This is a genomic window from Rhodanobacter sp. Root179 (assembly GCF_001428465.1).
In the GTDB taxonomy this organism is placed as follows: Bacteria; Pseudomonadota; Gammaproteobacteria; order Xanthomonadales; family Rhodanobacteraceae; genus Rhodanobacter.
Map to the genome: position 1 here is coordinate 104846 of NZ_LMHR01000085.1, position 21573 is coordinate 126418.

The 21573-nt window shown below is 65.5% G+C and carries 23 protein-coding genes and 5 tRNA genes; 16 read left to right on the top strand and 12 right to left on the bottom strand.

The window, feature by feature from the left end:
- The first annotated feature begins 59 nt into the window (after positions 1 to 59).
- The 4 genes from surE (at position 60) to ASD82_RS13665 (ending at position 3268) form a co-directional block, all read left to right on the top strand.
- On the top strand, positions 60 to 869 hold the full coding sequence (surE, locus tag ASD82_RS13650) for a 5'/3'-nucleotidase SurE (RefSeq protein ID WP_056718372.1): 810 nt from the start codon (positions 60 to 62) through the stop codon (positions 867 to 869).
- A gap of 3 nt (positions 870 to 872) precedes the next feature.
- On the top strand, positions 873 to 1568 hold the full coding sequence (locus ASD82_RS13655; RefSeq protein ID WP_056718373.1) for a protein-L-isoaspartate(D-aspartate) O-methyltransferase: 696 nt from the start codon (positions 873 to 875) through the stop codon (positions 1566 to 1568).
- Positions 1568 to 2176 carry a VTT domain-containing protein gene (locus ASD82_RS13660; RefSeq protein WP_007809099.1) on the top strand — a complete coding sequence of 203 codons (609 nt, stop codon included), beginning with the start codon at positions 1568 to 1570 and terminating at the stop codon, positions 2174 to 2176. Before ASD82_RS13655 ends, ASD82_RS13660 begins: the two co-directional genes overlap by 1 nt.
- A gap of 81 nt (positions 2177 to 2257) precedes the next feature.
- Entirely contained in the window at positions 2258 to 3268 is a 1011-nt protein-coding gene (locus ASD82_RS13665) for a peptidoglycan DD-metalloendopeptidase family protein (protein ID WP_056718374.1), read from the top strand.
- Between the two features lie 43 nt (positions 3269 to 3311).
- Here the strand turns inward: ASD82_RS13665 and ASD82_RS13670 are convergent, their stop codons facing one another.
- Both ASD82_RS13670 and yhbY read right to left on the bottom strand, forming a co-directional pair.
- On the bottom strand, positions 3312 to 3689 hold the full coding sequence (locus tag ASD82_RS13670; RefSeq protein ID WP_056718375.1) for an Mth938-like domain-containing protein: 378 nt from the start codon (positions 3687 to 3689) through the stop codon (positions 3312 to 3314).
- Complete coding sequence (yhbY, locus tag ASD82_RS13675; RefSeq protein WP_056718376.1) at positions 3689 to 3985, bottom strand: ribosome assembly RNA-binding protein YhbY; 297 nt, start codon at positions 3983 to 3985, stop codon at positions 3689 to 3691. The genes ASD82_RS13670 and yhbY overlap by 1 nt, the downstream gene beginning before the upstream one ends.
- An 81-nt stretch (positions 3986 to 4066) precedes the next feature.
- Between yhbY and rlmE the strand changes: the two genes are divergently transcribed.
- From rlmE to ASD82_RS13710, 7 genes are all read left to right on the top strand, one after another.
- Positions 4067 to 4717, top strand: a complete 651-nt coding sequence (gene rlmE / locus ASD82_RS13680; protein WP_056718377.1) for a 23S rRNA (uridine(2552)-2'-O)-methyltransferase RlmE — start codon at positions 4067 to 4069, stop codon at positions 4715 to 4717.
- Positions 4714 to 6672, top strand: a complete 1959-nt coding sequence (ftsH, locus tag ASD82_RS13685) for an ATP-dependent zinc metalloprotease FtsH (RefSeq protein ID WP_056718378.1) — start codon at positions 4714 to 4716, stop codon at positions 6670 to 6672. Before rlmE ends, ftsH begins: the two co-directional genes overlap by 4 nt.
- Positions 6673 to 6875: 203 nt before the next feature.
- A tRNA-Arg gene (locus tag ASD82_RS13690) sits at positions 6876 to 6952 on the top strand.
- A gap of 177 nt (positions 6953 to 7129) precedes the next feature.
- Positions 7130 to 7206 (top strand) — tRNA-Pro (locus ASD82_RS13695).
- Positions 7207 to 7230: 24 nt separating this feature from the next.
- Positions 7231 to 7307: transfer RNA gene (locus ASD82_RS13700), tRNA-Arg, on the top strand.
- Between the two features lie 13 nt (positions 7308 to 7320).
- A tRNA-His gene (locus ASD82_RS13705) sits at positions 7321 to 7397 on the top strand.
- 36 nt (positions 7398 to 7433) lie between these two features.
- Positions 7434 to 7509 (top strand) — tRNA-Lys (locus ASD82_RS13710).
- 145 nt (positions 7510 to 7654) lie between these two features.
- Here ASD82_RS13710 and purB read toward each other — a convergent pair.
- The gene (purB, locus tag ASD82_RS13715; RefSeq protein WP_056718379.1) at positions 7655 to 9022 is read right to left on the bottom strand and encodes an adenylosuccinate lyase; all 1368 of its coding nucleotides are present in this window, start codon (positions 9020 to 9022) and stop codon (positions 7655 to 7657) included.
- 146 nt (positions 9023 to 9168) lie between these two features.
- Between purB and ASD82_RS13720 the strand changes: the two genes are divergently transcribed.
- Entirely contained in the window at positions 9169 to 10557 is a 1389-nt protein-coding gene (locus ASD82_RS13720) for a class II fumarate hydratase (protein WP_056718380.1), read from the top strand.
- 68 nt (positions 10558 to 10625) lie between these two features.
- On the opposite strand, the gene ASD82_RS13725 is transcribed toward ASD82_RS13720, so the two are convergent.
- From ASD82_RS13725 to ASD82_RS13755, 7 genes are all read right to left on the bottom strand, one after another.
- Positions 10626 to 11276 carry a GDSL-type esterase/lipase family protein gene (locus ASD82_RS13725; RefSeq protein WP_056718381.1) on the bottom strand — a complete coding sequence of 217 codons (651 nt, stop codon included), beginning with the start codon at positions 11274 to 11276 and terminating at the stop codon, positions 10626 to 10628.
- A gap of 132 nt (positions 11277 to 11408) precedes the next feature.
- Entirely contained in the window at positions 11409 to 11933 is a 525-nt protein-coding gene (locus ASD82_RS13730) for a hypothetical protein (RefSeq protein WP_157599282.1), read from the bottom strand.
- A gap of 88 nt (positions 11934 to 12021) precedes the next feature.
- The gene (locus tag ASD82_RS13735; protein ID WP_056718383.1) at positions 12022 to 12705 is read right to left on the bottom strand and encodes a hypothetical protein; all 684 of its coding nucleotides are present in this window, start codon (positions 12703 to 12705) and stop codon (positions 12022 to 12024) included.
- 33 nt (positions 12706 to 12738) lie between these two features.
- On the bottom strand, positions 12739 to 13704 hold the full coding sequence (locus tag ASD82_RS13740; RefSeq protein WP_056718384.1) for a hypothetical protein: 966 nt from the start codon (positions 13702 to 13704) through the stop codon (positions 12739 to 12741).
- On the bottom strand, positions 13701 to 14558 hold the full coding sequence (locus ASD82_RS13745) for an ABC transporter ATP-binding protein (RefSeq protein ID WP_007809082.1): 858 nt from the start codon (positions 14556 to 14558) through the stop codon (positions 13701 to 13703). Before ASD82_RS13745 ends, ASD82_RS13740 begins: the two co-directional genes overlap by 4 nt.
- Entirely contained in the window at positions 14555 to 14929 is a 375-nt protein-coding gene (locus ASD82_RS13750; protein ID WP_007809080.1) for a GntR family transcriptional regulator, read from the bottom strand. Before ASD82_RS13750 ends, ASD82_RS13745 begins: the two co-directional genes overlap by 4 nt.
- Before the next feature lie 3 nt (positions 14930 to 14932).
- A complete protein-coding gene (locus ASD82_RS13755; protein ID WP_056718385.1) occupies positions 14933 to 15274 on the bottom strand; it encodes a hypothetical protein in 342 nt (113 codons plus the stop codon).
- Positions 15275 to 15498: 224 nt separating this feature from the next.
- Between ASD82_RS13755 and ASD82_RS13760 the strand changes: the two genes are divergently transcribed.
- Positions 15499 to 16284, top strand: coding sequence for an SDR family oxidoreductase (locus tag ASD82_RS13760; RefSeq protein WP_056718404.1), 786 nt, complete (start codon positions 15499 to 15501; stop codon positions 16282 to 16284).
- Between the two features lie 51 nt (positions 16285 to 16335).
- Here ASD82_RS13760 and ASD82_RS13765 read toward each other — a convergent pair whose 3' ends face one another.
- Positions 16336 to 18003, bottom strand: coding sequence for an amidohydrolase (locus tag ASD82_RS13765; RefSeq protein ID WP_056718386.1), 1668 nt, complete (start codon positions 18001 to 18003; stop codon positions 16336 to 16338).
- Positions 18004 to 18178: 175 nt separating this feature from the next.
- Here ASD82_RS13765 and ASD82_RS13770 point away from each other — a divergent pair, with 175 nt between their 5' ends.
- From ASD82_RS13770 to ASD82_RS13780, 3 genes are read left to right on the top strand one after another with little or no spacing between them, the layout of a single operon-like run.
- Positions 18179 to 19153 (top strand): LysR substrate-binding domain-containing protein, encoded by a 975-nt coding sequence (locus tag ASD82_RS13770; RefSeq protein ID WP_056718405.1) that lies wholly within the window; start codon positions 18179 to 18181, stop codon positions 19151 to 19153.
- Between the two features lie 46 nt (positions 19154 to 19199).
- Complete coding sequence (locus ASD82_RS13775) at positions 19200 to 20342, top strand: pyridoxal phosphate-dependent aminotransferase (RefSeq protein ID WP_056718387.1); 1143 nt, start codon at positions 19200 to 19202, stop codon at positions 20340 to 20342.
- 2 nt (positions 20343 to 20344) lie between these two features.
- Complete coding sequence (locus ASD82_RS13780) at positions 20345 to 21145, top strand: amidohydrolase (RefSeq protein ID WP_200950312.1); 801 nt, start codon at positions 20345 to 20347, stop codon at positions 21143 to 21145.
- Between the two features lie 79 nt (positions 21146 to 21224).
- Here the strand turns inward: ASD82_RS13780 and arsC are convergent, their stop codons facing one another.
- On the bottom strand, positions 21225 to 21569 hold the full coding sequence (gene arsC / locus ASD82_RS13785; RefSeq protein ID WP_056718389.1) for an arsenate reductase (glutaredoxin): 345 nt from the start codon (positions 21567 to 21569) through the stop codon (positions 21225 to 21227).
- Between the last annotated feature and the right edge of the window lie 4 nt (positions 21570 to 21573).

Genomic DNA, 21573 nt, shown 5'->3' on the forward strand with positions numbered 1-21573 from the left:
AGCAGTGCGCTGCCGCAGGATGGTAATGAGCACCTGCGTGTCGCTTTCCACGGAGCATCATGCGAGTTCTGGTAAGTAACGACGATGGCGTGGATGCCCCGGGCATCCGCGTGCTGGCCGAGCGTCTCGGCGAAGTGGCGGACGTGACCGTGGTCGCGCCCGACCGGGACCGGTCAGGCGCAAGCAATTCGCTGACCCTGGACGCACCCTTGCGGGTGTTGCCGATGGCCAACGGCTACTACCGGGTGGCGGGCACGCCCACCGATTGCGTGCACCTGGCGCTGGCCGGGCTGCTCGATGAAGAGCCGGACATGGTCGTGTCGGGCATCAACAACTCGGCCAACCTCGGTGACGACGTGATCTATTCCGGCACCGTCTCGGCGGCAATGGAAGGACGCTTCCTGGGGCTGCCGGCGATCGCCGTTTCCCTGGTCAGTCACGACCACAAGGGCGTGCACTACGACTCGGCCGCGAAAGCGGTGCTGCTGCTGATGAACCGCCTGCTGGTCGATCCGCTGCCCGCCGACACCATTCTCAACGTCAACGTGCCCGACCTTCCCTGGGCCGACATCCAGGGTTTCGAAGTCACCCGACTCGGGCGTCGCCATCGCGCGGCCCCCTGCATCGCGCAGACCGATCCGCGGGGTCGGCCGATCTGGTGGATCGGCCCGGCCGGCGAGGCCGATGACGCCGGCCCCGGCACCGACTTCAACGCCGTGCGGCGAGGTTTCGTCTCGGTGACGCCGATCCACGTCGATCTGACCCGGTTCCAGGCACTGGAGAAAGTCAGCAGCTGGATGCAGCCCCTCAGCGACGAGATGAGCAACGCGATGGCCGAAGGCCGCAATCCCACGAACGAGGTGGCCTGAGCCATGACGGTCTATCCACTGCCGGCGGCAGATCTGAAGGGCGAGGGCATGACGTCGCAGCGCGCCCGCGACCGGCTGGCCGCGATGCTCAAGGACAGCGGCATTCGCGATGCGCGGGTGATCGAAGTGATCCGCAACCTGCCGCGCCATCACTTCATCGATCAGGCGCTGCATTCGCGCGCCTACGAGAATGATGCGTTGCCGATCGGCCATGGCCAGACCATCTCGCAACCGTGGGTGGTGGCGCGCATGACCGAAGCCCTGCTCGAGCATTTCGACGCCAAGCAGGGCATGCCGCAGAAAGTGCTGGAGATCGGCACCGGCTCGGGTTACCAGGCCGCGGTGCTGGCCGCGCTGGTGCCGCAACTGTTCACGGTGGAGCGGATCGAGGCACTGTTGCGCCAGGCCCGGCGCCGCTTCCGCCAACTGGGCCTGACCAACCTGCGCTCGCGCCACGACGACGGCAAGCTGGGCTGGCCCGACGAGGCACCGTTCGACGCGATCATCCTCACCGCCGCCGGCGACACCATTCCCACTCGCATCCTCGATCAGCTCAGCCCGACCGGCGTGCTGGTGGCGCCGGTGGGCTCACCCAGCCGGCAAACGCTGATCCGCATGCGTGGCGACGGGCAGGGCGACTTCATCCAGGAAGAACTCGGCCCGGTCAGCTTCGTGCCCCTGCTTGGCGGTATCGGCTGATGCGCCTGTTTGCCGGGCTGTACGCGCGTGCACTGAGCTGGGCGCGCGATCGCAGAGCGTTGTACTACCTGTCCGGGCTCAGCTTCGTCGAGGCGTTCATCTTCCCGATCCCGCCGGAAGTGATGCTGGCGCCGATGATGCTGGGCAAGCGGCACAAGGCGTTCTTTTTCGCCAACATCAGCCTGCTGTTTTCGCTGCTGGGCGCCCTGGTCGGCTACGTGCTGGGCCACTGGGCCTTCCACGCGCTGCGGCCCGCGCTGGATGCGCTGCATCTGCTGACGCCGATCGAACAGGGCGTGGCGGTGCTGAGCAAGCAGATGGTCGAGCATCACTGGGGCATGTTCGGCGTGCTGATCCTGGCTGCGCTGCAGCCGGTGGTGCCGATGAAGTTCGTCACCTGGGCCTGCGGCATCATCGGCGTGCCGATCCTGCCGTTCCTGGCCTGCATCGGGCTCGGCCGCGGCAAGCGCGTGTGGCTGCTTGCCCTGTTGATTCGCCTGTTTGGCGAACGCGCCGAGCGCATCCTGCACAAATACGTCGAGTGGATCGGCTGGACGGCCTTGCTGGCGCTGGCGTTGCTGCTGGTGTGGTGGTTCGTCCTGCGCTGAAGTGGTGAATTTTCCAAGCCGGGCGAGCCTGGCGGCCTCCCGCCACGGTGACGTCGCATGAAAATCACTGTCTGCCTCGGTATGCTGATGCCCATGGATCGATATCTTCAATGGCCGGCGTTGCTGGTCGCAGTCTCGCTGCTTGCCGCCTGCGGCACCATGCGCAGCTCGGTCGTGGTGGAGCCGGCGGCCGGAACGACGTATCGCCACGCCGCCGTGGTCACCCCGCCGCCAGCTCCCGCGCGTACGCCGATACCCGGTGGCAGCTACCAGGTGCAGCATGGCGACACGCTTTATTCGATCGCGTTCCGCAAGGGCGTGGATTTCCGTGACCTGGCCCAGTGGAACGGGATTGCCGAGCCGTACACGATCTGGCCGGGGCAGCGCCTGACGCTGGCGCCGCCGGGCAGGCGCGCGGTAACACCGTCGAGCGTTGCCGCGCCCGTGCAGGCGGCAGGTTCGAGCGTCGCCGCCGCGCCGGTGTTCGAGTCCGTGCCGACGCCGGCATCGCCCGCCACGGCGTCGGCCGGCGGGGTATCGGCGTCCGCGCATTCGCCTGCTGCCCCGGCAGTTTCGCCGGTGGCCACGGCGACAAAGCCGGTCAAGCCTGCGGTTGCCGCGGCGGCGCCCAGTGTCGTGCCGGTCGCCGGCGTCGCACCGGTGGCACCGGCCGCCATGCCGCCACCGGCCACGCCGGCGGCGGGGGTTTCGCGCGTGGTCAGCGGGGTGCAGTGGCACTGGCCAGCCGAGGGCAACCTGGTGGGTCGCTTCAACAGCGCCGATGCGATTCCCGGCATCGAGATCGCGGGCAAGTCCGGCGATCCGATCCGGGCGGCCGCCGATGGCGTGGTGGTCTACAGTGGCAACGGCCTGGTCGGCTATGGCGAACTGGTGATCATCAAGCACAGCGACAGCTTCCTGTCGGCGTATGGCCACAACCGCAAGCGGCTGGTCAAGGAAGGACAGCAGGTGAGCAGGGGGCAGCAGATCGCCGAGATGGGCTCGACCGGCACCACCCGCAACGAGCTGGAATTCCAGATCCGCAAGGACGGCAATCCGGTCGATCCGCTGGGCTATCTGCCGCAGCGTTGATGCGGCCGGTCACGCCCGGACCGCGGCCCGGGAGCAGCGGCAATCAGCCTGGCGGCAGGATGAAGGCGGCGACCACCCGGCGGCCTTCGTCGGCCAGCAGGTTGTAGGTGCGCGCCGCGGCGGCGTTGTCCATCACCTCGATGCCGATGTTCTTGCGCAGGAAGCCTGCCATGAACGCGGCCGCCGGGAAGGCCTGGCGCGCGCCGGTACCCAGCACGACCAGCTCGGGGTTCAGTGCCAGCAAGGCTTCGACATGGCTGGCATCGAGCGTTTCGGGAGCCGTGACGGGCCAGTTCTCGATCGCCCTGTCCGGTGCCAGCAGGAAGCTGGAGGTGAGTTCGCGATCAATCAGGGTGATGCCGTGCGCGGCCACCCGGCGCACGTACAGATAGCCTTCGGGGCGTTCCAGCGACAGATCCATCAGCGTGGCAGGGCGATCTTCGGTTCGTCGACATTGCGGCGGAACAGCACCACGACATGGCCGATCTGCTGGATCTGCTCGGCGCCGGTGCCGCCGGTGAGCACGTCGATCTGCGCCTGGCGCTCTTCCTTGTCGCCGCCGGAAAGCTTGATCTTGACCAGTTCGTGGATATCCAGCGCCTGGTTCAGTTCCTTCACCACGGCCTCCGTGGCGCCCTTGTTGCCCAGCAGGACGACCGCGCTCAGGTCATGGGCGAGGCTGCGCAGGTAACGGATCTGCGAGGAGGAGAGGGCCATGCGGTGGGACTCGATTCACGGTTGATGAACGGCAAAGGGTATCATGCGGGTATCCCGTTCCCCAATCGACGATTGCACGACATGGCCCGCAGCAAAAGCAGTGCAGTATGGCTGCGCGAACATTTCAACGACGAATACGTGAAAAAGGCCCAGGCCGAAGGCCTGCGCTCGCGTGCCGTATACAAGCTGGAGGAGCTGCTCGAACGCGACCGGCTGCTCAAGCCGGGCATCAACGTGGTCGACCTCGGTGCGGCGCCGGGCAGCTGGTCCCAACTGGTGCGCAACCGGCTGGGCGACAGCGGCAAGGTATTCGCCCTGGACATCCTGCCGATGCAAAGCATCGCCGGGGTGGACTTCCTGCAGGGCGACTTCCGCGAGGAAAGCGTGTTGAAGGAGCTGGAGTCGCGCCTGGATGGCGTCAAGGTCGATCTTGTACTGTGCGACATGGCCCCCAATATGAGTGGAGTGGCACTGGCCGACCAGATCCGCGCGATGGCTTTGTGCGAACTGGCGCTCGACTTCAGCCGGGAATGGCTGAAGCCGGGCGGATCGTTCCTGATCAAGTTGTTCCAGGGTGTCGGCTTTGACGATTACTTGCGCAGCTTGCGCGCGGACTTCAGCCGCGTGACGATGCGTAAACCTAAGGCCTCCCGCGCGCGTTCGCGTGAGGTATATGCGCTGGCGACGGGCCGCAAGCCCGTCGCGGCGTCACCGGGCGAGAACCGTGCATGAATGAAACAGCGAAAAATGTGTTGCTCTGGGTAATCATCGCGGTGGTGCTGTTCACCGTGTTCCAGAACTTCAACCCGCGTGGCGCCGCTTCCACGGACATGGCCTACAGCGCGTTCGTGCAAAGCGTGGACAACGGCAACGTGGCCAACGCCACGATCGGCGCCGACCAGCCCGCCACGATCAGCGGCAAGCTGAAGGATGGCAGCGCGTTCCGCACCGTCGCCCCGATCCTGGGCTTTTCCACCAGCCAGGTGGTCAAGCAGATGCAGGACAAGGGCGTCGAAGTCCGGCAGGACCCGTCCGAAGGTTTCTCGCTGATCGGCCTGCTGGTGAGCTGGCTGCCGGTGCTGCTGATCGTGGGCGTGTTCATCTGGTTCATGCGCCAGATGCAGTCCGGTGGTGGCGGCCGCGGCGCGATGAGTTTCGGTCGTTCGCGCGCGAAGCTGCAGGGCGAGGACCAGATCAAGGTCAACTTCGGCGACGTGGCCGGTTGTGACGAAGCCAAGGAGGAGGTCGGCGAACTGGTCGAGTTCCTGCGCGATCCGTCCAAGTTCCAGAAGCTCGGCGGCAAGATTCCCCGTGGCGTGCTGATGGTCGGTCCTCCGGGCACCGGCAAGACCCTGCTGGCGAAGGCCATCGCGGGCGAGGCCAAGGTGCCGTTCTTCTCGATTTCCGGTTCGGACTTCGTCGAGATGTTCGTCGGCGTCGGCGCCAGCCGCGTGCGCGACATGTTCGAGCAGGCCAAGAAGCATGCGCCCTGCATCATCTTCATCGACGAAATCGACGCGGTCGGCCGTCATCGCGGCGCCGGCCTCGGTGGCGGGCACGACGAGCGCGAGCAGACCCTGAACGCCTTGCTGGTCGAGATGGATGGCTTCGAGGGCAGTGAAGGCATCATCGTGATCGCAGCGACCAACCGTCCCGACGTGCTCGACCCGGCCCTGTTGCGTCCGGGCCGCTTCGACCGCCAGGTCGTCGTGGGGCTGCCCGACGTGCGCGGGCGCGAGCAGATCCTCAAGGTGCACATGCGCAAGGTGCCGACCGCCAGCGACGTCAACGCCATGACGATCGCCCGCGGTACCCCCGGTTTCTCCGGTGCCGATCTGGCCAACCTGGTCAACGAGGCCGCCCTGTTCGCCGCGCGCGAGAACGCGCGTGAAGTGCGCATGAGCCACCTCGACAAGGCGCGCGACAAGATCCTGATGGGTACCGAGCGTCGCTCGATGGCGATGAGCGAGGACGAGAAGAAACTGACCGCCTATCACGAGGCAGGTCATGCCATCGTCGGCCGCCTGGTGCCCGAGCACGACCCGGTCTACAAGGTCACCATCATTCCGCGTGGGCGCGCGCTTGGCGTCACCATGTACCTGCCCGAAGGCGACAAGTACAGCATCAACCGGGTGGCGATCCAGTCGCAGCTGTGTTCGCTGTATGGCGGTCGCGTGGCCGAGGAGCTGATCTTCGGCGCCGACAAGGTCACCACCGGTGCCTCGAACGACATCGAGCGGGCCACCAAGATGGCGCGCAACATGGCCACCAAGTGGGGCCTGTCGGATGAACTTGGCCCGATCACCTACGGCGAGGACGAGGACGAGGTCTTCCTCGGCCGCTCGGTGACCCAGCACAAGAGCATCTCCAACGAAACCGCGAGCAAGATCGACGGCGTGGTGCGGGGCATCCTCGATCGCGCCTATGCGCGCAGCACGGAACTGCTGACGGCGAACCTGGACAAGCTGCACATGATGGCCGACGCCCTGCTGCAGTACGAAACGATCGACGCACACCAGATCGACGACATCATGGCCGGGCGCGTTCCCGGACCGCCGGCGGACTGGACGAAGAGCGCCTCCACCGGCAGCACGCCACCACCGCCGCCGCCGAAGGGCGACACCGGGTCGGCCGTGGGCAAGGTTGGTGATCCGGCGCCGCAGAGCCGCGACAGGTGGAATGGCTGATCGTCATTTGGACGGCTATTCGAGCAACAGGGAAAGGGCGACCGATGGTCGCCTTTTTCATGGCCGGACCATCTGCGACGAATTTGATGAAGAAATTTTGCGAAAAGGGTTGACGCAAGAGGTCGGAGTCTGAATAATTCCGCTTCTGGCTTCGCCGGCTTGTTCCCCAGACAACCGCCGGTTCGGCTGAAAAGTTTCACAGTGCGCCCGTAGCTCAGTTGGATAGAGTACCTGGCTACGAACTAGGTGGTCGGGAGTTCGAATCTCTCCGGGCGCACCATTTTTATTCCGGGACAGGGTGTCTGCATCCGTCCTGTTTTCAACCAGGAGCCTGCACGGTCCGCGTTGGAAACGGTGGTGAGGAAATACCAAGGTGTGCTTCGATACGATTGACTGGGCGAGGCGTCACCCGTAACATTTCAAGGCTTCGGTGGCGACATGACCGGGGATTCGAAAGCGGGGTATAGCTCAGTCTGGTAGAGCGTTGCGTTTGGGACGCAAAAGTCGGGGGTTCGAATCCCTCTGCCCCGACCAGCGACACGTTCTGCCGACAGGACGGCGCCTGTAGCTCAACCGGATAGAGCATCGGCCTTCTAAGCCGACGGTTGCAGGTTCGAGTCCTGTCTGGCGCACCAGTATCAAACGATGGTGGATGTAGCTCAGCTGGTTAGAGTCCCGGATTGTGATTCCGGTTGTCGTGGGTTCGAATCCCATCATCCACCCCAGTTTCAAATCCGTCCATGCGGATACAATCAGTTCATGGGCCGTTAGCTCAGTTGGTAGAGCAGTTGACTCTTAATCAATTGGTCCACAGTTCGAATCTGTGACGGCCCACCAATAAAACAGCCACCCAGGGAAACCCGGGTGGCTGTTCTCTTTGCGGAATCCGAAACCCGCGACCCTGAGAAGTCACCAGGCTGGCGGTGCAGGGCGAACCCGAAGGTTCGCCCCGACCGCTACGGCCGACGTTGTGGCCTCGCCCTCAGATGGTCTTTGCCAGTCCGTCAGCCACGCCGATGTAACTGCCGGGCGTCAGTTCCAGCAGCCGCTGTTTCGCCTCGGCCGGAAGATCCAGGCCGGCGATGAATTCGCGCATCGAGTCCTTGGTGATGCCGTGGCCACGGGTCAGCGCCTTGAGCTGTTCGTACGGCTGCGGCAGGCCGTAGCGGCGCATCACGGTCTGCACGGCTTCGGCCAGCACTTCCCAGCTGGCGTCGAGGTCGGCGCCGATGCGCTCGGCGTTGACGTTGAGCTTGCCCAGACCCTTCTTCAATGACTCCAGCGCCACCAGGCCGTGACCGAACGCGGTGCCCAGCGCACGCAGCACGGTGGAGTCGGTGAGGTCGCGCTGCCAGCGGCTGATCGGCAGCTTTTCGGCGAAGTGGCCGAGCAGCGCATTGGCGAGGCCGAAGTTGCCTTCGGCGTTTTCGAAGTCGATCGGGTTGACCTTGTGCGGCATGGTGGAGGAGCCGACTTCGCCGGCCTTCAGCGTCTGCTTGAAGTAACCCAGCGAGATGTAGCCCCAGATGTCCCGGGCCAAGTCGATCAGGATGATGTTGGCGCGGCGCACCGCGTCGCAGTATTCGGCCACGTTGTCATGCGGCTCGATCTGGGTGGTGTAGGCGTTGTAGTCGAGGCCGAGGCTTTCGACGAAGCGCTGCGAGAACGCGCGCCAGTCCACTTCCGGGTAGGTGATGACGTGGGCGTTGTAGTTGCCCACGGCGCCGTTGATCTTGCCGGAGACTTCGACCGCCACCAGCTGCCGGCGCTGGCGCTCCAGCCGCGCCACCACGTTGGCGATTTCCTTGCCCAGCGTGCTGGGCGAGGCTGTCTGGCCGTGGGTGCGCGAGAGCAGCGGCAGGTTCGCGTTGTCGTGGGCCATCTCGCGCAGCTTGCCGATCACGGCGTCGAGCTGCGGCAGCAGCACGCCGCTGCGGGCGTCGCGCAGCATCAGCGCGTAGGACAGGTTGTTGATGTCCTCGCTGGTGCAGGCGAAGTGCACGAATTCCTTCGCCTGCGCCAGGCTGGCGTCGGCGCCGATCTTTTCCTTGATGAAGTACTCGACCGCTTTCACGTCGTGGTTGGTGGTCGCCTCGATCGCCTTGATCCGCTCGCCGTCGGTCTCGCTGAAGTTGTCCGCGATGGCCTTCAGGGTAGCGATCTGGGCGTCGTCGAAGGCCGGCAGCTCGACGATCTTCGGTTCGGCGGCCAGCGCCAGCAGCCATTCGATCTCCACCTGCACGCGGCGGTGCATCAGGCCGAATTCGCTGAAGATCGGGCGCAGCGCTTCGACCTTGCTGGCATAGCGGCCATCCAGCGGCGACAGGGCGGTGAGGGCGTGGTTGGACATCGGGGCGTTCCGGCGAGGGGAAACCGCCATTTTACATTGACGGCGCGTCCGTGCCCGGCGGCTTATAGTGGGCGGACGCATCCGTTCTCCCTTGTATCCCGAACGTGGCGCCGCCCCGATCCATCCATTTCCCAAGGATCTTCCCCATGAGCAATTTCCGCATCGAACACGACAGCATGGGCGAGCTGAAAGTCCCCGCCGACGCGCTGTACGGCGCGCAGACCCAGCGCGCGATCGACAATTTCCCGATTTCCGGCCTGCACCTGCCGCGCCCGTTCATCCGTGCCCTGGGCCTGATCAAGGCGGCCGCGGCCGAGGTCAACGTCGCGATGGGACATTTGAAGAAGAACCAGGCCGCGGCGATCCGCAAGGCGTCGATGGCGGTGGCGGAAGGCCAGCATGACGCGCAGTTTCCGATCGACATCTTCCAGACCGGCTCGGGCACCAGCACCAACATGAACGCGAACGAGGTGATCGCGCACCTGGCGGTGGCGGCGGGCGCGAAGGTGCATCCGAACGACCACGTCAATTACGGGCAGAGCTCGAACGACGTGATCCCCACCGCGATCCACGTCAGCGCCACGCTGACCACCAGCGAGCAGTTGCTGCCCGCGCTGAAGCATCTGAAGAAGGCGATCGACCAGCGCGCCCGCGAGCTGAAGAACACGCCCAAGACCGGCCGTACCCACCTGATGGACGCGATGCCGATCACCTTTGGCCAGGAGCTGTCGGGCTGGGCCGCACAGATCGGCTCGGCGATCGAGCGCATCGAGGATGCCCTGAAGCGCATGCGCCGCTTGCCGCAAGGTGGCACGGCGGTGGGCACCGGCATCAACGCCGATCCGAAGTTCGGTCCGGCGATGGCGCTGCAGCTGAGGAAGCTGACCGGCGTGAAGTTCGAGTCGGCGGAAAATTACTTCGAGGGCATGGCCGCGCAAGACGCAGCGGTGGAACTGTCCGGCGCGCTGAAGACGCTGGCGGTGGCGCTGATGAAGATCGCCAACGACCTGCGCTGGATGAACTCGGGTCCGCTGGCTGGCCTGGGCGAGATCGAGCTGCCGGCGCTGCAACCGGGTTCGTCGATCATGCCGGGCAAGGTCAACCCGGTGATTCCCGAGGCGGTGGCGATGGTCGCCGCCCAGGTGATCGGCAACGACGCCTCGATCACCATTGCCGGCCAGTCCGGCAACTTCCAGCTCAACGTGATGCTGCCGCTGATCGCGCACAACCTGCTGCAGTCGATCGGGATACTGGCCAACGTCAGCGTGCTGCTGGCCGACAAGGCGATCGCCGGGTTCAAGGTCAACAAGGCGCGGGTCGACCAGGCGCTGGCGATGAACCCGATCCTGGTCACTGCGTTGAACCCGGTGATCGGCTACGAGAAGGGCGCCGCCACGGCCAAGCTCGCCTACAAGCAGCATCGGCCGATCATGGACGTGGCGTTGGAAACCACCGGCTTGTCGAAGAGCGAATTGAAGAAGCTGCTTGATCCGCTGACGCTGACCCGCGGCGGCATTCACGGCGAAGGCAAATAACCTGTCTGCAGCCTGGAAAGAAAGTGGCCCGCATGGTGCAAGCCACTTTCGTCGACTTGTCGTTGTCTTCAGTTGATCAGCAAGGGACGCAGCGTGGGCCATGCGTTGTCGAGCATGCGCACCTGGGCGACCGCCGTCGGATGCACGCCGTCATCCAGCAGCAGGGCGGGCTTGTCCGAAATGCCGGCCATCAGGGACGGCAGCAGCGTGACGTGCTGATCCTTGGCAACCCGGGCATAGACCTGCCGCAGGGTGTCTGCGCAGTGATCCTTGTCGAGCTTGGGCGGAATCTCGAAACCCAGTACGGCGACCTTCGCTCCCGAGGCCTGGGCCAGGTCGATCAGCTGGGTCATGTGCTGTTCCAGGGTCTGCCGATTGGCGCCGAGGATGGCGTCGTTGGCGCCCAGCTCGAGGATGATCAGCCGCGGATGGTGAGCGGTGATCAATGCGGGCAGTTCCTTCAGCGCGTCATCCATGGTCTTGCCGCCGCGGCTGGCGTTGACGATCGAAGGCGGGGTCGTCGTGGCGTGGTCGACGCGCTGCTGCAGCAGGTTCACCCAGCCCGCTTCGGCCGGGATGCGGTGCGCCGAGCTCAGGCTGTCACCAACCAGCAGAACGGTCCCGGTCCGTGCCGTGGCATCGCTGGCGGGGGAGGGCGAGGCTTGCGCCAGTGGTGTGGCGAGAGTCAGTGCAAACAGGACGCAGGGCAGGAGGCGCATGGTGATTCCTCGGGGTGCGGGAGGCCGACGCAGTCGGGACGACTTCGTGGAGTGAGCGGTGAGGCGGGGGGATACGGGGCGGTATCCGCGCGGGAAGGGTCTCATCTGGCACGCACGCCGGATGGTCCGTCGTCAGTCTTTGGCGCCGCTCTCGCAGTCCGCCACGTCAGATGAGCTGACGATCGAAGCGTAGGGCTTGAAGGACGCCAGTTGCGTGGCCAGCTGATCCTGCGCGGTCTTGATCGAAGCCTGCGCCTTGCAGATGTCTAGGCTCAGCTGCTGCATTTGCCCGGCTCCAGCCCCGGCTGTCTCACCCGCATTGGCCGGCGCGGAGGACGTGCTGGCCACGACCGCTTTGGCCGCCATGCGGACACCGGCCTTGCCCATGGCCAGGCCGGTGTCATGCACCGAGCGCACGCTCTGGTTGTATTGGGCCAGCAGGCTGCGTTCGGCGGGCGTGGTGACGACAGGCTTGCCGTCGACGGTGAACGCGCCGTCGGCATCGATCGTGGCCTTCGACGCGCCGATGACGCGCAGGGTCACCTGGTTTCCATCCAGAGTGATCGCACCATTGGCCATGACGGCGTCGGGCGTATTGCAGGCAGCGAGCGTGCATGCCAGTACGGCGAGAAGGAGCAGGCGGGCGAGAGCTTTCATGACAGGTCCGTTGTTCGGTTCAAGAGAGCGCCTGTGATCATGGTGCAACTCCGCCCGCCGCCGGGGCGGCCGACGGAGGCGAGTTCGCTCAGTCGGAGAACACGGCAAAGCCCTTCTTGCCATCCTTGTCGGTCATCTCCTTGCCGCAGTCGTCGATGTCCTTTTGCGTCATCGTGGCGTAGGGCCTGAATGCCGGCATCGCCGCGGCGAGCTTCTGCTGCGAGACCAGCAGGTCCGGCAGCCGCTTGCATAGGGCCATGGCGGCGGCCTGGATCTTGTCGGTCTGCGGCTTGATGCTCGCCTCGATCTCCTTGTCGTCCTTGCCGCTGAGCGCACCCCAGATGGCCTGCTTCGCCGCCGTGACGCCGATGTCCGCGCCCTGTGCACCGATGTCCATGCCGGCCTCGGCGATGCCGAGGACCTGCTGTCGGTAGTCGACCAGCATGACGTGCTGCTCCGGCGTGGCATCGATCGGCTTGCCCGCGATCACCAGGTTGCCTTGCGGGGTGATCGCCGCCTTGGGCAGGGAGGAGTCGTGGTGGACGCCCGGTTCCGTGTTGAAGTGGACGTCGCCGATGCTGATGTCCTTGGTGGCCAGTTCCTGCTTGGCCTGCTCGATGCCCTCACGGACCTTGGCGGCAATCGACGAGGACGAGGTCTGGGTGCTGGCTTGCTTTGCTGCCGGGGCATCCTGGCCCGAGTGGCTGCAGGCGGCCAGTGGCAGCAGCAGGGCCGATGCGAGGATGCCGCTGGCGAAGAGATGGCTTTTCATCGTGTGTTCTCCCTTGTGATTCGTCAGGATGGGTCAGCTGTCGTCGCGCCAGCGGCGGAACCAGGTCGCACCGGCCAGCAGGGCGGCGCCGATCACCACACCGATCCACAGGTTCGGCGAGGCTGCCAGGTGCCAGGTGTTGACCAGGTCCAGGACGTCGCTGCCGTTGCCGGTGACGTGGCTGACCATGTTGTCGCTGTCCGCGCTGAAGATGCTGCCGGTGCCGGGGAACACGCTGAACAGGGCGCGCTGCACGATGTTCTTCCAGAACCAGGTGGCCGGCAGGTTGAACAGGCCCATGATGCCGAACCAGCTCACCAGCAGACCGGCGCCGACCGGCAGTGCCACCGCCCACAGGAACGGCTTGCTGCGTGCCCAGGCCGAACAGATCAGCAACCAGCCTACCGCCGGGGCAGCCCACAACACATACAGCGGGATGTAGCCGATCAGGTTGAACATGACCTTGAACGGGTGCGCCAGTACCAGCAGCTGCCACACGTTGACGCCGTGGAAGGACAGCGTGATCGCCACGATCAGCAGTTGCAGCATGCCCACGATGATGCCCACGATCACGGCCATGATGGGCGCGACGACGGTGGCGCTGACGACCTTGGACAACACGGTGCTGGCGTCGGAGATCGGCAGCGATTTCCAGAACAGGATGCTGCGGTCACGGCGATCGTCGTACAGCGCGCCGAGGCAGTAGAAGAACACCACGAAGCCGAGCACCACGATCAGCAATCCCATCGCCGAGTACATCGCGATGTCCAGGGCGAACCCGACCTTGCTCATGTCGCCGGCGTCCATACCCTCGATCACCTTGCGCAGACCGCCGCTGGCGCCGAAGCTGATGCCCTGGCGGGCGCCGAGCACCTCGGCGGTGATGATGCCCATGATGTTCAGCAGCAGGAAGATGCCGCCGGTGATGATCGGCGCCCAGAAGAAGCCGCCCCGGTGTTCCCAGAATTCGCGCTTTACCAGCCAGTAGAAGGTTTTCATGCGTAGGTTCCCTTCATGGTGGCGACGAACAGGTCGCTGATGGACGGCCGGCGGGTTTCGCCCAGCTGTTCCAGCACCGCGCGGTTCGCGCCGTCAAACAGAAAAATGCTCTTGCCAAAGACCTGGCGTTCGTCGATGGGCTTCAATGCCCGGGCCGCATCGGCCTTGTCGGCGCCCACCATCACCTCGATGAAGCGTTCGCCCACCGCGTCCATGTCCGCATCCAGCACGATCCTGCCATCGCGGATGAACATCAGGTCGGTGAGGATGTGTTCGACTTCCTCGACCTGGTGGGTGGTGACGATGATCGTCTTGTTCTCGTCGAAGTAGTCTTCCAGCAGGTTCTGGTAGAACTGCTTGCGGTAGAGGATGTCCAGGCCCAGCGTGGGTTCGTCCAGGATCAGCAGGCGGGCGTCGATCGCCATCACCAGCGCCAGGTGCAGCTGCACGATCATGCCCTTGGACATCTGCCGCACGCGCTGGTCGGGCTGCAGCTTGGTGCGGGCCAGAAAGGCCTCGCACTTCTTGCGGTCGAAGCGCGGATGCACGTTGGCGACGAAGTCGATCGCCTGGCTCACCTTGATCCAGCGCGGCAGCACGGCCACGTCGGCGATGAAGCAGACTTCGCCCATCAGCTTGTCGCGCTGCTTGCGCGGGTCGAAACCCAGCACGTTCAGCTCGCCGCTGAAGTCGGTCAGTCCCAGGATGGCCTTCAGCGCGGTGGTCTTGCCGGCGCCGTTGGGACCGATCAGGCCCACGATGCGGCCGGGCTCGATCTGGAAGCTGGTGTTGTCCAGCGCCAGCGCCGACTTGTACCGCTTGGTCAGGCCGTTGGCCGTGATTACCGCGCTCATGATCCTTCCTCCTTGTCCGTGGCGGCTTCGCGCAGCAGTGTCTTGAGATCCAGCCCCATCCGCTGCAGCCGTGCAAACAGCGCCGGCCACTCTTCGCGCAGGAAGCGCTCGCGTTCCGATTTCAGCAGCGCCTCGCGAGCGCCTTCAATGACGAACATGCCCAAGCCCCTCCGTTTCTCAACCAGTTGTTCGTCGACCAGTTCCTGGTATGCCTTGGATACCGTCAGCGGATTGATCTGGTATTCCGCTGCCACCTGGCGTACCGACGGCAGCGGGTCGCCCTCGTTCAAGGCGCCGTCCAGGATCATCGCCACGACACGCTGGTGCAGTTGGCGATAGATCGGGACGCTGTCGTTCCAGGTAATGGTCATGTCTTATTCCTTGCTGATGCGACCGAATTTGTTGCCGAACGAATAGTAGGGCATGGCCAGTTGCGACCCGAGCAGGCTGAATTGCCCGGCGCCGTCGGACTCGCCCAGGTTGCCCAGCACCGACATCGTGGCGATGGTGGCGGTGTCGTTCCCGGGCAGCAGGGCCGCGCTGCGCATTTCCGCTGCGCTGGGGCGAACCTGGACCGGTGCCAGGTTGGTGACGCGGGCGGCGCCCTGCTGGGCAGCTGCGGCCGGCTGGCTGTCGACGTTGTAGTTGACGACGCTCAGGCTCGCGACGGTGAGCAGGACGGCGGCGGCGCTGGCGATCAGGTTGTGCGCTTTCATGACGGGCCTCCTTAGTGACCTCGTTGGGTGGTGTTGTAGTGAACTATAACACCGAGTTTTGAACCGTCAATAGGCTGGATGCAAATTGGCAACATGACTGATGGCAGGGGGCGCCGGATCGTCCGTGCAGGGGTATCAGGTCCATCCAGCGGAGACGGTTGCGCCGTTGGCCCGCGCTGCGCGGGCTTCATGCTTCAATACCTGGCGTCAATCCGGAGGTGAACGTGGATCTTGAACTGGCTGGTCGCATCGTCGTCATCACCGGCGCGAGCAAGGGCATCGGACTGGCTTGTGCGATCGCCTTCGCCCGCGAAGGCGCCAGCGTGATCGGCGTTTCCCGCGATCCGGCCAACCTGCGTGTCGCGCAGGAGCAACTGGCGTCGCTGGGCCTGGCCATGGATGTCGACCCGGCAGATCTCAAGGACAGCGTGGCGGCGCAACTGGTGATGGAACGCATCGTCAACGACCACGGGCCCATCGACGTGCTGGTCAATTGCGCGGGCGCCGCCCGGCGCACGCCGCCGGACGAACTGGACGCGACCGCCGTGCTCGCGGCGATGCAGGCGAAGTACCTCAGCTACATGCACGCGATCGATCCGGTGATTCGTGCAATGGCGGCGCGTGGCACGGGAAGCATCGTCAACGTGATCGGGCAGGGCGGTCGCCAGGCCAATCCGCAGCACATCGGCGGCGGTTCGGCGAACGCCGCCCTGATGCTGGCCACCGTGGGCTATGCCAATGCCTACGCCGGCAGGGGCGTGCGGGTGAATGCGATCAATCCGGGGATAACCCGTACCGGCCGCGTCGACGAAGGACTGGACGCCGCGGTGCGGGCGAGCGGGCAAGCGCGCGAGGCGCTGCTGGCAAGTCAGCTGGCCGGCATTCCACTGGGGCGCATGGCCGAGCCCGCCGAGATTGCCGATGTCGCGGTTTTCCTCGCCTCGGCGCGGGCCAGTTATGTCACCGGCGCCATCATCCCGATGGATGGCGGCAAGACCTCGACGATCTGAGCGCCACCACGGCAAGGGCAGGCACGGATGCCGGCCCTTGCGGGCCGATGGTCAGTCCCTGGCGACGTAGACCTGCTTGCCGCCGACCCAGGTCTGCAAGACCTTCGTGTTCCAGATCTTGCTGGAAGGGTCCTTCATCACGTCGTGATCGATCAGGATGAAGTCGGCCCACTTGCCCGGTTCCAACGTGCCCAGGGTCTTCTCGGCATGCTCGGCGTAGGCCGCGTCCAGGGTGAAAGCACGCAGGGCCTCGGTCAGGCTCAGGTCCTGCTGCGGGTACCAGCCACCCGGGGGCTGACCCTGATGGTCCTCGCGGGTCACCGCCGAATACAACCCGTAGAACGGATCGGGCGATTCCACGGGGAAGTCCGAGCCGGCGGCGATCACGGTGCCCTGCTTGAGGAAACGCTGCCAGGCATAGGCACCCTTGATGCGCTCGTGGCCGATCCGGTCCTCGGCCATGTTCATGTCCGAGGTGGCATGGGTGGGCTGCATCGAGGCGATCAGGTGCAGGCTCACGAAGCGCGGGATGTCCTGCAGCGAAACGATCTGCGCATGTTCGACGCGGTTGCGCAGGGCCACCGCATCCGGATGGGTCTTGTAGGCGGCGGCGAAGCTGTCCAGCACCTCGCGGTTGGCGTGGTCGCCGATGGCATGGATGCCGACCTGGTAGCCCTTGCCGAAGGCCTTCTCGATCTTCGAAGTCATCACCGCCGGCGACAGGAACAGCAGGCCGCTGTTGTGCGGATCGTCGGAGTAGGGCTTCAGCATTGCCGCGCCGCGGCTGCCCAGTGCGCCGTCGGCGAACAGCTTAACCGAGCGTACGGTGAGGAAGTCGTTGCCGTAGCCGATCAGCGGGCCGTCCTTGCTGATCGCGTCGAAGGCCTCGCCGGTGTCGCGGATCATCGCGTAAATGCGCGCGGTGAGCTTGTGCGCGTCGGCGTACTGCCGATACAGCTGGTAGTTCTCCAGATCGATGCCCGCATCGCTGACGCCGGTAAGCCCGACGCTGGCCATCTCGGCCAGCGCGGTGTCCAGCGCCTCGATCCGGTCCTTCTGCGTCAACGCAGGCACCACGGCGTTGACCAGGTCCACGGCGCCATCGACGAAGACACCGGACGGGTTGCCGTGGGCGTCGCGCTCGATGCGTCCGCCGCTGGGGTCCCGGGTGGTCTTGCTGACGCCGGCCAGCTTGATCGCCGCCGAGTTAGCCCATGCGGCATGGCCATCGATGCGGCTCAGCCATACCGGTCGGTCGGACACCACGGCATCAAGCTCTTTCGCAGTGGGGAAACGCCCCAGCTTCCAGATTTCCTGGTTCCAGCCGCCGCCGCGTATCCAGGTCGCGTCGGGATGGGCCGCCGCGTACGCCTTCACTTTCGCCAGCGCTTCGTCCAGCGATTTCGTGGTGCTGAGATCCACGCTGTTGCGGGCGTAGCCGAGTTCGAGCACGTGACCGTGAGCGTCGATCAGCCCCGGCAGCAGGGTCCGGCCGTGGCCGTCGACGACCTTCGCGCCACCGGCGCGCTTGATCAGGTCGGCGCTGGTGCCGGTGGCGACGACCTTGCCCTGGTCCACCAGCAAGGCCTGGAAATGCTGCAGCTTGCCATGGCTGTCGAGGGTGTAGCCGTTGACGTTGCTGACCAGCAGGTCGGCGGCCGAAGCCACCGGTGCCAGCACCAGCAGGGCCAGCAGGGAAAAACGGAGCGAACGGATCATGGGTGGGGTCCGATGACGGGTGGGCGAAGCTCCAGTGTGTCTGTCCCGGCCCGTTTTTTCCACCGCGTGCAAACGGTCGCGACTTGATTGACCGTCGATGCAAAGCGGATATATTCGGAACAATCTGACGGTGGATGTGTCCTTTCTGATCAATCGTCCCCAAATGGAAACGACGATGACCGTATTGAGCGGCGCCCTGCAGGACCTCAACGACCTTTACTTCTTTGCCGCCGTGGTGGAGCACGCCGGCTTCTCCGCCGCCGGCCGCGCCCTGGGTGTGCCGAAGTCGCGTCTCAGCAAGCGGGTCGCGCAGCTGGAGGAACGGCTCGGCGTGCGCCTGTTGCAGCGGACCACCCGGCGTTTCGTGGTGACCGAGGTGGGCGAGCGCTTCTATGCGCATTGCCGCGCCGTGCTGGAAGAGGCGCAGGCGGCGCAGGACGCAGTGGACGAGTTGCGCGCCGAGCCGCGCGGCGTGGTGCGCCTGAGTTGCCCGGTGTCCCTGACCCAGACGGTGCTGGCCTACCTGCTGCCCGACTTCCTGGCGCAGTATCCGAAGATGCAGGTGCGCCTGCTTTCCAGCGATCGCCGGGTCGACGTGATCGGCGAGGGCTACGACCTGGCGATCCGCGTGCGCAACAAGCTGGATACCGATGCGAACCTGGTGGTGCGCAGTTTTGGCAACTCCCGCACCAAGCTGGTGGCCAGTCCGGCACTGCTGAAGGCGCAGGGGCGACCGACCTCCCCGGACGAACTGGCCAGGCTGCCGGCGTTGTCGATGCGCGAGCACGAGGGCGCGCAGACGTGGGAGCTGACTGACGCAGGCGGCGCCCAGGTCAACGTGGAGGTGCATGCACGCCTGATCACCGGCGATTTCGCCGTGTTGCTGGAAGCCGCCCGCCGCGGCATGGGCGTGGCACTGCTGCCGGAGTTCGTCTGCGCGCCGGCGATCACGGCGGGTGATCTCGAAGTGGTGCTGCCGGACTGGAGCATGCCCGAGGGCACCATGCATTTCGTCTACCCCAGCCGGCGCGGCATGCTGCCCGGCGTGCGGGCGCTGGTGGATTTCCTGGCCGAGCGCCTGCCGGTCACCACCCTGCTCAAGCACGAACAGTGCAAGCAGCGCCCACTCGATGCGCTGCCGAAGTCCTGATGCGCTACGCTTGAACCTTTATGGACATCCATACGGCCGAATGACAATGATCGAAACCAAGCTTCCGAAAGTCGGCACCACCATCTTCAGCGTGATGAGCCAGCTGGCGCTGGAGCACAAGGCGGTGAACCTGGGCCAGGGTTTTCCCGACTTCGAGCCGCCGCAGGCATTGCGCGACGCGCTGAACCACGCGATGAATGACGGCCGCAACCAGTACGCGCCGATGCACGGCACCGCGGCGCTGCGCGAGCAGATCGCCCTGAAGACCGAACGCCTGTATGGCCGCAAGCTCAACATCGATACCGACATCACGGTGACCTCCGGCGCCACCGAGGCGATCTTCGCGGCAATCGCCGCCACGGTGCGCGCGGGCGATGAAGTGATCGTGTTCGATCCGGCCTACGACTGCTACGAGCCGGCGATCGACCTGCAGGGCGCGCGTGCGGTGCACATCCCGCTGACCGTGCCGGCGTTCTCGATCGACTGGCAGCGCGTGCGCGAGGCGGTGACGCCGAAGACCCGCATGATCATGATCAACACGCCGCACAACCCGTCCGGTGCGGTGTTGTCTGCGGCGGATCTGGACGAACTGGCGGCGATCGTGCGCGACACGGAGATCGTGGTGTTGTCCGACGAGGTCTACGAGCACATCGTCTACGACGGCGCCCAGCACGAAAGCGTGCTGCGCCATCCGGAACTGGCCGAGCGCAGCTTCGTGGTGTCCTCCTTCGGCAAGACCTATCACTGCACCGGCTGGAAGGTCGGCTACGCGGTGGCGCCAGCCGCGCTGAGCGCCGAGTTCCGCAAGGTGCATCAATACCTCACCTTCTGCACCTTCCATCCGGCGCAGGTGGCGTTCGCCGAATTCATGGCCAGCACGCCGCAGCATTACCTGGAATTGCCGGCGTTCTATCAGGCCAAGCGCGACCGTTTCCGTGCACTGCTGGCGCCTTCGCGGTTCAAGCTGCTCGACGTGCCGGGCGGCTATTTCCAGCTGGTCGACTACTCGGCGATCCGCGACGAGGACGACCTCAGCTTCAGCCGCTGGCTGGTCGAGCAGGGCGGGGTGGCGGCGATCCCGCTGACGCCGTTCTACGAACAGGCGCCGGGAACGCGATTGCTGCGCCTGTGTTATGCCAAGAGCGACGCCACCATGGAAGCGGCGGCGGAACGCCTGTGCAAGCTATGAGCATGCAACCACTGCGGGTTTCACTGGTGCAGGGCGCCACCCGCTGGCACGACGCGCCGGCGAACCGCGACTACTACGGCGCACTGGTACGCCAGGCCAGAGGCAGCGACCTGATCGTGCTGCCGGAGACCTTCCTGTCCGGTTTCAGCAACGACATCCAGGCCAGCGCCGACAGCATGGACGGCGAGGGCGTGGCCTGGCTGCGCGCGCTGGCGATCGAGGTCGGCGCGGTGATCTGCGGCAGCCTGGCGATCCGCGAGGACGGCGTGGTCTACAACCGCCTGTTGTGGATGCAGCCGGATGGCAGCTTCCAGCAGTACGACAAGCGCCACCTGTTCCGCATGGCCGGTGAGCACACCCGCTACGGCGGTGGCAACGAGCGGCTGGTCGTGGAGCTGAAGGGTTGGCGCATCCTGCCGCAGGTCTGCTACGACCTGCGCTTCCCGGTGTGGCTGCGCAACCGCCGGCTGGCGTCTGCCACCGGCGGCATGGACTACGACCTGGCCGTGTTCGTGGCGAACTGGCCGTCACCGCGCCGGCAGCCGTGGCGCACCTTGCTGCGCGCCCGCGCGATCGAGAACCTCAGCTACGTGGTCGGCGTGAACCGGGTTGGCGTGGACGGCAACGAGATCCCGTATGCCGGCGACAGCGCGATACTCGATCCGGTCGGCGAACCGCTGGTGGAACTGGGCGCGCAGGAACAGGTGGTGACGATCACGCTGGATCCGGCACCGCTGCTGGCCCATCGCGAACGCTTCCCGGCATGGATGGATGCCGACGCGTTCTCGCTCGACCCGGGTTGACCGACGCGTCGCATCGTCGTTCGCCTGGCAACAAAAAGCCGCCTCGAAGGCGGCTTTTGTCGATGGGTCGGTGACGGGTTCAGAGTATCGCCAGCACGGCCTCGGGCGGACGGCCGAGCGCCGCCTTGCCGTTGGCGACCACGATCGGTCGCTCGATCAGTTTCGGATGCGCGACCATCGCGGCGATCAGGGCCTGGTCGTCGAGCGAGGGGTTGTCCAGGCCCAGGGTCTGGTAATCGTCCTCGCCCTGGCGCAGCAACTGGCGTGGCGTCATCCCCAGTTGCTGCAGCAAGGTCGAAAGCTCGGCGGCCGTCGGCGGCGTGTCGAGGTAGTTGACCACCTCGACGTCGGCGCCGCGTTCCTGCAGCAGCGCCAGCGTGGCGCGCGATTTCGAACAGCGGCTGTTGTGATAGATCCGCACCATCGGT

Coding starts and splice junctions, on each gene's coding strand:
- ASD82_RS13750 (WP_007809080.1), bottom strand. CDS start 14,929: ATGACCATTACCTGGAACGACAGCGTCCCGATCTATCGCCAACTGCAC.
- yhbY (WP_056718376.1), bottom strand. CDS start 3,985: ATGGCCCTCTCCTCCTCGCAGATCCGTTACCTGCGCAGCCTCGCCCAT.
- ftsH (WP_056718378.1), top strand. CDS start 4,714: ATGAATGAAACAGCGAAAAATGTGTTGCTCTGGGTAATCATCGCGGTG.
- ASD82_RS13670 (WP_056718375.1), bottom strand. CDS start 3,689: ATGGATCTGTCGCTGGAACGCCCCGAAGGCTATCTGTACGTGCGCCGG.
- ASD82_RS13665 (WP_056718374.1), top strand. CDS start 2,258: ATGCTGATGCCCATGGATCGATATCTTCAATGGCCGGCGTTGCTGGTC.
- ASD82_RS13740 (WP_056718384.1), bottom strand. CDS start 13,704: ATGAAAACCTTCTACTGGCTGGTAAAGCGCGAATTCTGGGAACACCGG.
- purB (WP_056718379.1), bottom strand. CDS start 9,022: ATGTCCAACCACGCCCTCACCGCCCTGTCGCCGCTGGATGGCCGCTAT.
- ASD82_RS13765 (WP_056718386.1), bottom strand. CDS start 18,003: ATGATCCGTTCGCTCCGTTTTTCCCTGCTGGCCCTGCTGGTGCTGGCA.
- ASD82_RS13735 (WP_056718383.1), bottom strand. CDS start 12,705: ATGAAAAGCCATCTCTTCGCCAGCGGCATCCTCGCATCGGCCCTGCTG.
- arsC (WP_056718389.1), bottom strand. CDS start 21,569: ATGGTGCGGATCTATCACAACAGCCGCTGTTCGAAATCGCGCGCCACG.
- ASD82_RS13780 (WP_200950312.1), top strand. CDS start 20,345: ATGCAACCACTGCGGGTTTCACTGGTGCAGGGCGCCACCCGCTGGCAC.
- ASD82_RS13755 (WP_056718385.1), bottom strand. CDS start 15,274: ATGAAAGCGCACAACCTGATCGCCAGCGCCGCCGCCGTCCTGCTCACC.
- ASD82_RS13655 (WP_056718373.1), top strand. CDS start 873: ATGACGGTCTATCCACTGCCGGCGGCAGATCTGAAGGGCGAGGGCATG.
- ASD82_RS13745 (WP_007809082.1), bottom strand. CDS start 14,558: ATGAGCGCGGTAATCACGGCCAACGGCCTGACCAAGCGGTACAAGTCG.
- ASD82_RS13720 (WP_056718380.1), top strand. CDS start 9,169: ATGAGCAATTTCCGCATCGAACACGACAGCATGGGCGAGCTGAAAGTC.
- ASD82_RS13660 (WP_007809099.1), top strand. CDS start 1,568: ATGCGCCTGTTTGCCGGGCTGTACGCGCGTGCACTGAGCTGGGCGCGC.
- ASD82_RS13730 (WP_157599282.1), bottom strand. CDS start 11,933: ATGAAAGCTCTCGCCCGCCTGCTCCTTCTCGCCGTACTGGCATGCACG.
- rlmE (WP_056718377.1), top strand. CDS start 4,067: ATGGCCCGCAGCAAAAGCAGTGCAGTATGGCTGCGCGAACATTTCAAC.
- ASD82_RS13770 (WP_056718405.1), top strand. CDS start 18,179: ATGACCGTATTGAGCGGCGCCCTGCAGGACCTCAACGACCTTTACTTC.
- ASD82_RS13725 (WP_056718381.1), bottom strand. CDS start 11,276: ATGCGCCTCCTGCCCTGCGTCCTGTTTGCACTGACTCTCGCCACACCA.
- ASD82_RS13775 (WP_056718387.1), top strand. CDS start 19,200: ATGATCGAAACCAAGCTTCCGAAAGTCGGCACCACCATCTTCAGCGTG.
- surE (WP_056718372.1), top strand. CDS start 60: ATGCGAGTTCTGGTAAGTAACGACGATGGCGTGGATGCCCCGGGCATC.